This window comes from Corynebacterium frankenforstense (assembly GCF_030211955.1).
GTDB lineage: Bacteria > Actinomycetota > Actinomycetes > Mycobacteriales > Mycobacteriaceae > Corynebacterium > Corynebacterium frankenforstense_A.
Window position 1 is genome coordinate 1 of record NZ_JASODI010000035.1, and the last position, 5,414, is coordinate 5,414.

At 66.6% G+C, this 5,414-nt stretch carries 4 protein-coding genes; all 4 read left to right on the forward strand.

Going from position 1 to position 5,414, the window contains the following annotated elements; all coding sequences use genetic code 11:
• Positions 1–846: 846 nt before the first annotated feature.
• The 4 genes from QP119_RS11375 (at position 847) to QP119_RS11390 (ending at position 5,281) form a co-directional block, all read left to right on the forward strand.
• On the forward strand, positions 847–1,461 hold the full coding sequence (locus tag QP119_RS11375; RefSeq protein ID WP_284776275.1) for a cytochrome c oxidase subunit 3: 615 nt from the start codon (positions 847–849) through the stop codon (positions 1,459–1,461).
• A gap of 87 nt (positions 1,462–1,548) precedes the next feature.
• Complete coding sequence (locus QP119_RS11380; RefSeq protein ID WP_284776277.1) at positions 1,549–2,436, forward strand: cytochrome c; 888 nt, start codon at positions 1,549–1,551, stop codon at positions 2,434–2,436.
• Positions 2,433–3,650 (forward strand): ubiquinol-cytochrome c reductase iron-sulfur subunit, encoded by a 1,218-nt coding sequence (locus QP119_RS11385; protein ID WP_284776279.1) that lies wholly within the window; start codon positions 2,433–2,435, stop codon positions 3,648–3,650. The genes QP119_RS11380 and QP119_RS11385 overlap by 4 nt, the downstream gene beginning before the upstream one ends.
• Positions 3,650–5,281: a cytochrome b gene (locus QP119_RS11390; protein ID WP_284776281.1), complete on the forward strand. Its 1,632-nt coding sequence runs from the start codon at positions 3,650–3,652 to the stop codon at positions 5,279–5,281. Before QP119_RS11385 ends, QP119_RS11390 begins: the two co-directional genes overlap by 1 nt.
• Positions 5,282–5,414: the final 133 nt, after the last annotated feature.

Consider the following 5,414-nt stretch of genomic DNA (forward strand, 5'->3'; position numbering starts at 1 on the left):
CTCCGTGACACACGGAGACCGGGGCCCGGTTCTTTGTGTTTGCCGACGCCCCGTCGGCCTCCGTCGCCGGTACCGTACCGTTGTGTGGTTGGCCGACGCGGCATGCGCCATGCCGGGGCCGGCCACGAGGCCGTAAAGGCTCGGGCATTGTCGGCACAGGGAAGCGGTGCCGGGGCGCGGCGCAGGGGAGTGGCGCAGCACGTGCCGTGCCCGGCGCAACGCCCGGAAGGGACGCGCCGGCGGTGATGGGAGCGCGGCGTCGGTAATCGGGGGAGCGGGCGGCGAGGGGGAAGATGTGCGCCCGGGGTGCTGCGCGCGCGGCGTCGGCAATCGAAGCGGTGGGGGAAGACAGAGGGCTGATCTCACGCCCACACGTGCATCCGCGGTGGTGGATCCGGGGACGGCGGGGCTCCTCGCGAAAGAGAGACGGCCCGGTCAGGGGTCGAAAAGGGGCTCGGGCGGAAAGGTTGAGACACGGGGTTGGGCACGTGCTCGTCTGAAAGAATGATAAGCGGGGGTTAGCCGAAAGTAGGAGAACGGCGAACCAGTTCCCGAAAAAACTATGAGGTATGTCACCCCGTAAACGCTTGCAATTCGGTGGGAAACCTGGCGCCCGAAAAGTCCGAAATGGTTTCAGGGGAAGAATCTCTCGGTGAGGTCCGGATTGTTTGTTCATGACCAGCGTCGATGAGTGGTCGGACGCGAGGGCGAAGAAGTTCCCGTGAGTTCCGACGAAATTTCTGCGGGCGCACATCGCCTCTCAACCTGAATAGGCCCTGTGACAGAGGTTCGGGGAGCGGGGGATACGACGTGACTGCCCCTTGGATTCCAGCCATACTTGAGGGCGTGACGAGCGCAATTTCTAACCCAGGTGCGACGGAACGCGAGCGCGTGCCGGCGCTGAATCGACCGAACATGGTCAGTGTCGGCACCATCGTGTTCCTTTCGCAGGAACTGATGTTCTTTGCCGGACTGTTCGCGATGTACTTCACCGCGCGTGCCAACGGCCAATCGGGTGACTGGGAGCAGCAGACCAGCCATCTGACCGTGTGGTACGCGGCGATCATCACGATCATCCTGGTCTCCTCCTCGGTGACCTCGCAGTTCGGCGTCTTCGCCGCGGAAAGGGGTGACGTTTACGGACTGCGGCGCTGGTACACCGTGACGATCCTCCTCGGCGTGATCTTCCTCTGCATGCAGGGCTACGAGTACGCCGAGCTGATCATGGAGGGCGTGACGATCCCGAGCAGCGTGTTCGCCTCGGTCTTCTTCATCACGACCGGCTTCCACGCCGCCCACGTGCTGGCCGGCGTCGTCGCCTTCGTGGTCGTGCTGCTGCGCGTCGCGAAGTCGAAGTTCACGCCGGCGCAGGCGACCGCCGCCATGGTGGTCTCCTACTACTGGCACTTCGTCGACGTCATCTGGATCGGCCTGTTCATCATCGTCTACCTGATCCAGTAGACGGGGCCGCCCCCGGGCGCAGTCACTGCGGCGCCCGCGGCCCCCGCCGAAATCAGCGACCAAAACTCTGAAAGCTAAAGGGAAACGATGGATACCACTCCCAAGAACCCCGCGCGGGCCGCGGAAGCGCCCGCGCCGGCGAAGAAGACGCGCTCGCGTCGTCGCGCGCGGCGGGCCGTCGGCGGTGCCCTCGCGCTCACCATCGGCCTGACCGGCGCCGGCGTCCTCGCCAGCGCCCTTACTCCGGACGCACAGCAGGCCACCGCCCAGCAGGATGATCAGGCGATCATCCAGGAGGGCAAGGACATCTACGACGTCGCGTGCATCACCTGCCACGGCGCTAACCTTCAGGGTGTGCCGGACCGCGGCCCGTCCCTCATCGGCGTCGGCGCCGGTGCGACCTACTTCCAGGTCCACTCCGGCCGCATGCCGATGATGTCGAACGACGCCCAGGCCGAGCGCAAGACCCCGCGCTACACCGAGGACCAGGCCCTGGCCATGGCCGCCTACGTCGCGGCCAACGGCGGCGGCCCCGAGCTCGTCTACAACGAGGACGGCTCGATCGCCATGGAGGAGCTCCGCGGCGCGAACTACGACGGGCAGATCCAGCCCGAGGACGTGGCCCGCGGCTCCGAGCTCTTCCGCCTGAACTGCGCCTCCTGCCACAACTTCACCGGCCGTGGCGGCGCGCTCTCCTCCGGTAAGTACGCCCCCGAGCTCGACCCGGCCAACGAGCAGGAGATCTACCAGGCCATGCTGACCGGCCCGCAGAACATGCCGAAGTTCTCGGACCGCCAGCTGTCCGCCGACGAGAAGAAGGACATTATCGCCTTCATTAAGTCGGCCAAGGAGACCCCGAACCCGGGCGGCTGGTCGCTGGGCGGCCTCGGCCCGGTCTCTGAGGGCTTCTTCATGTGGTTCGTGGGCCTGATGGTCCTCATCTCCGCTGCTATCTGGATTGGAACGCGCTCATGAGCGACAAGAACAACACCTACACGGAGCGCGAACTCGGGGCGATGAGCAACGACGAGCTCGCCCGGCTGGGCACCGAGCTCGACGACGTGACCGTCGCCTACCGCAAGGAGCGCTTCCCGGTCGCCAACGACCCCGCCGAGAAGCGGGCCGCGACCCTGCTGAACGTCTGGCTGACGATAGCCATCGTCTCCGGCCTGGCCTTCCTGGCCGTCTACCTCTTCTGGCCCTGGCACTACAAGGGCCACGGCGACGAGGGCCTGTGGATGTACACCTTCTACACGCCGCTGCTCGGCCTGACCGCCGGTCTGTGCATCGTGTCGCTGGGCATCTACCTGGTCCAGTTCCAGAAGAAGTTCATCCCCGAGGAGATCTCGGTGCAGCGCCGTCACGACGGCCCCTCCGACGAGGTGGACCGCCGCACGATCACCGCGCTGCTGAACGACTCCTGGCAGACCTCCACCCTGGGCCGCCGCAAGGCGATGCAGGGCCTGCTCGGCGTCGGCGCCGTGGCAGCCGGCCTGGTGATCATCGCCCCGCTGGGCGGCATGATCAAGAACCCGTGGAAGCGCCGCGAGATGGACTACCACGGCGACGGGACGCTGTGGACCTCCGGCTGGACGCTGCACGAGAAGGGCGTCAAGCTATACCTCGGCCGCGACACGGGCGCGGCCGCCGAGGAGCACACCTCGGACACCGGCACGCACATGACCACCCAGGGCATCTCCCGTCTGGTCCGCGTCCGCCCCGAGGACCTCGCCGCCGGCGGCATGGAGACCGTCTTCCCCCTCGCGGAGGAGGACGTCAACGACGGTGACAAGTACGACAAGCAGCGCGACGTCTACGAGCACCACATGCACTCGATCCACGGCCCGCGCAACGCGGTTATGCTGATCCGCCTGCGTTCCCAGGACGCCGCCCGGGTCATCGAGCGCGAGGGTCAGGAAGACTTCCACTACGGCGACTACTACGCCTACTCGAAGATCTGCACCCACATCGGCTGCCCGACCTCGCTGTACGAGGCGCAGACCAACCGCATTCTCTGCCCGTGCCACCAGTCGCAGTTCGACGCGCTGCACTACGGCAAGCCGGTCTTCGGTCCGGCCGCCCGTGCGCTGCCGCAGCTGCCGATCACCGTGGACGAGGAAGGCTACCTCGTCGCGGAAGACAACTTCGCCGAACCTGTCGGCCCGGCCTTCTGGGAGCGTGAGTCCTAATGAGCAACAAGCTCGCCGAAATCGGCAACAACATCGACTCGCGGTACACAGCCGCGGCCGGCATGCGCCGGCAGATCAACAAGGTCTTCCCGACGCACTGGTCCTTCCTGCTCGGTGAGATCGCCCTCTACAGCTTCATCGTCCTGCTGCTGACGGGTGTCTACCTGACGCTCTTCTTCGACCCGTCGATCACCAAGGTGATCTACGACGGCGCGTACCTGCCGCTCAACGGCGTCGAGATGTCGCGCGCCTACGAGACCGCCCTGAACATCTCCTTCGAGGTGCGCGGTGGCCTCTTCATCCGGCAGATGCACCACTGGGCGGCCCTGCTGTTCATGTTCTCGATGGTCGCGCACATGCTGCGCATCTTCTTCACCGGTGCGTTCCGCCGCCCGCGTGAGGCCAACTGGATCATCGGCTGCACCCTGCTGATCCTCGGCATGGCCGAGGGATTCATGGGCTACTCCCTGCCGGACGACCTGCTCTCCGGCGTCGGCCTGCGCATCATGTCCGCCATCGTCGTCGGCCTGCCGATCATCGGCACCTGGCTGCACTGGCTGATCTTCGGCGGGGACTTCCCCTCCGAGCTGATGCTGGACCGCTTCTACATCGCCCACGTCCTGCTGATCCCGGCCATCTTGCTCGGCCTCATCGCCGCGCACCTGGCCCTGGTCTGGTACCAGAAGCACACCCAGTTCCCGGGCGCCGGCCGCACCGAGAACAACGTCGTCGGCATCCGCATCATGCCGGTCTTCGCCGTCAAGTCCGTCGGCTTCGGCCTGCTGACCTTGGGCGCCCTGGCCCTGATGGCCGGCCTGACGACCATCAACGCGATCTGGAACCTGGGGCCCTACAACCCCTCGCAGGTCTCCGCCGGTTCGCAGCCTGACATCTACATGCTGTGGACGGACGGCGCAGCCCGTGTCATGCCGGCCTGGGAGCTCTACCTCTTCGGCTACACCATCCCCGGCGTGTTCTGGGTGGCGCTGCTCGCCGGCGCCATGGTCGTCCTGCTGATCGCCTACCCGTTCATCGAGAAGAAGACCACGGGCGACGACGCGCACCACAACCTGCTGCAGCGTCCGCGTGACGTCCCGGTCCGCTCGGGTCTGGGCGCCATGGCCCTGACCTTCTTCATCCTCCTGACTCTCTCGGGCGGCAACGACCTGATCGCGTTCCACTTCCAGATCTCGCTGAACGCGATGACCTGGTTCGGCCGCATCGGGCTGCTGGTCCTGCCCCCGATCGCCTACTTCGTCACCTACCGGATCTGCATCGGCCTGCAGCGCTCCGACCGCGAGGTCCTGGAGCACGGCATCGAGACCGGCACGATCCTGCAGATGCCGAACGGTGCGTTCATCGAGGTCCACCAGCCGCTGGGCCCCGTCGACGAGAACGGGCACCCGGTCCCGCTGCCGTACGCCGGCGCCAAGGTGCCGAAGCAGCTCAACCGCCTCGGCTTCGCCGACAGCGAGACGAGCGGCATCTTCTCCGCGGACCCGGAGGACATCCAGCGCCGCAAGCGCGAGATCCGCAAGGAGAACGAGCGCGAGGAGCACAATATGCTCGAGCGCCTCAATGAGGCCAACCGTGAGGCCGACCGGTCCCGCGGAGAGGACGTCGACCACTAAGCGTCGAGCGCCCGTCACCGACCCCGTCACCCGCCTTCCCGGCGGGGGACGGGGTTTTCTCGTGTGTGGGGGAGGGGGCGCGGAACGGGTCGTCGATCCTGACGGGGGCGGGGGCCTCGTGTGTGGGGGAGGG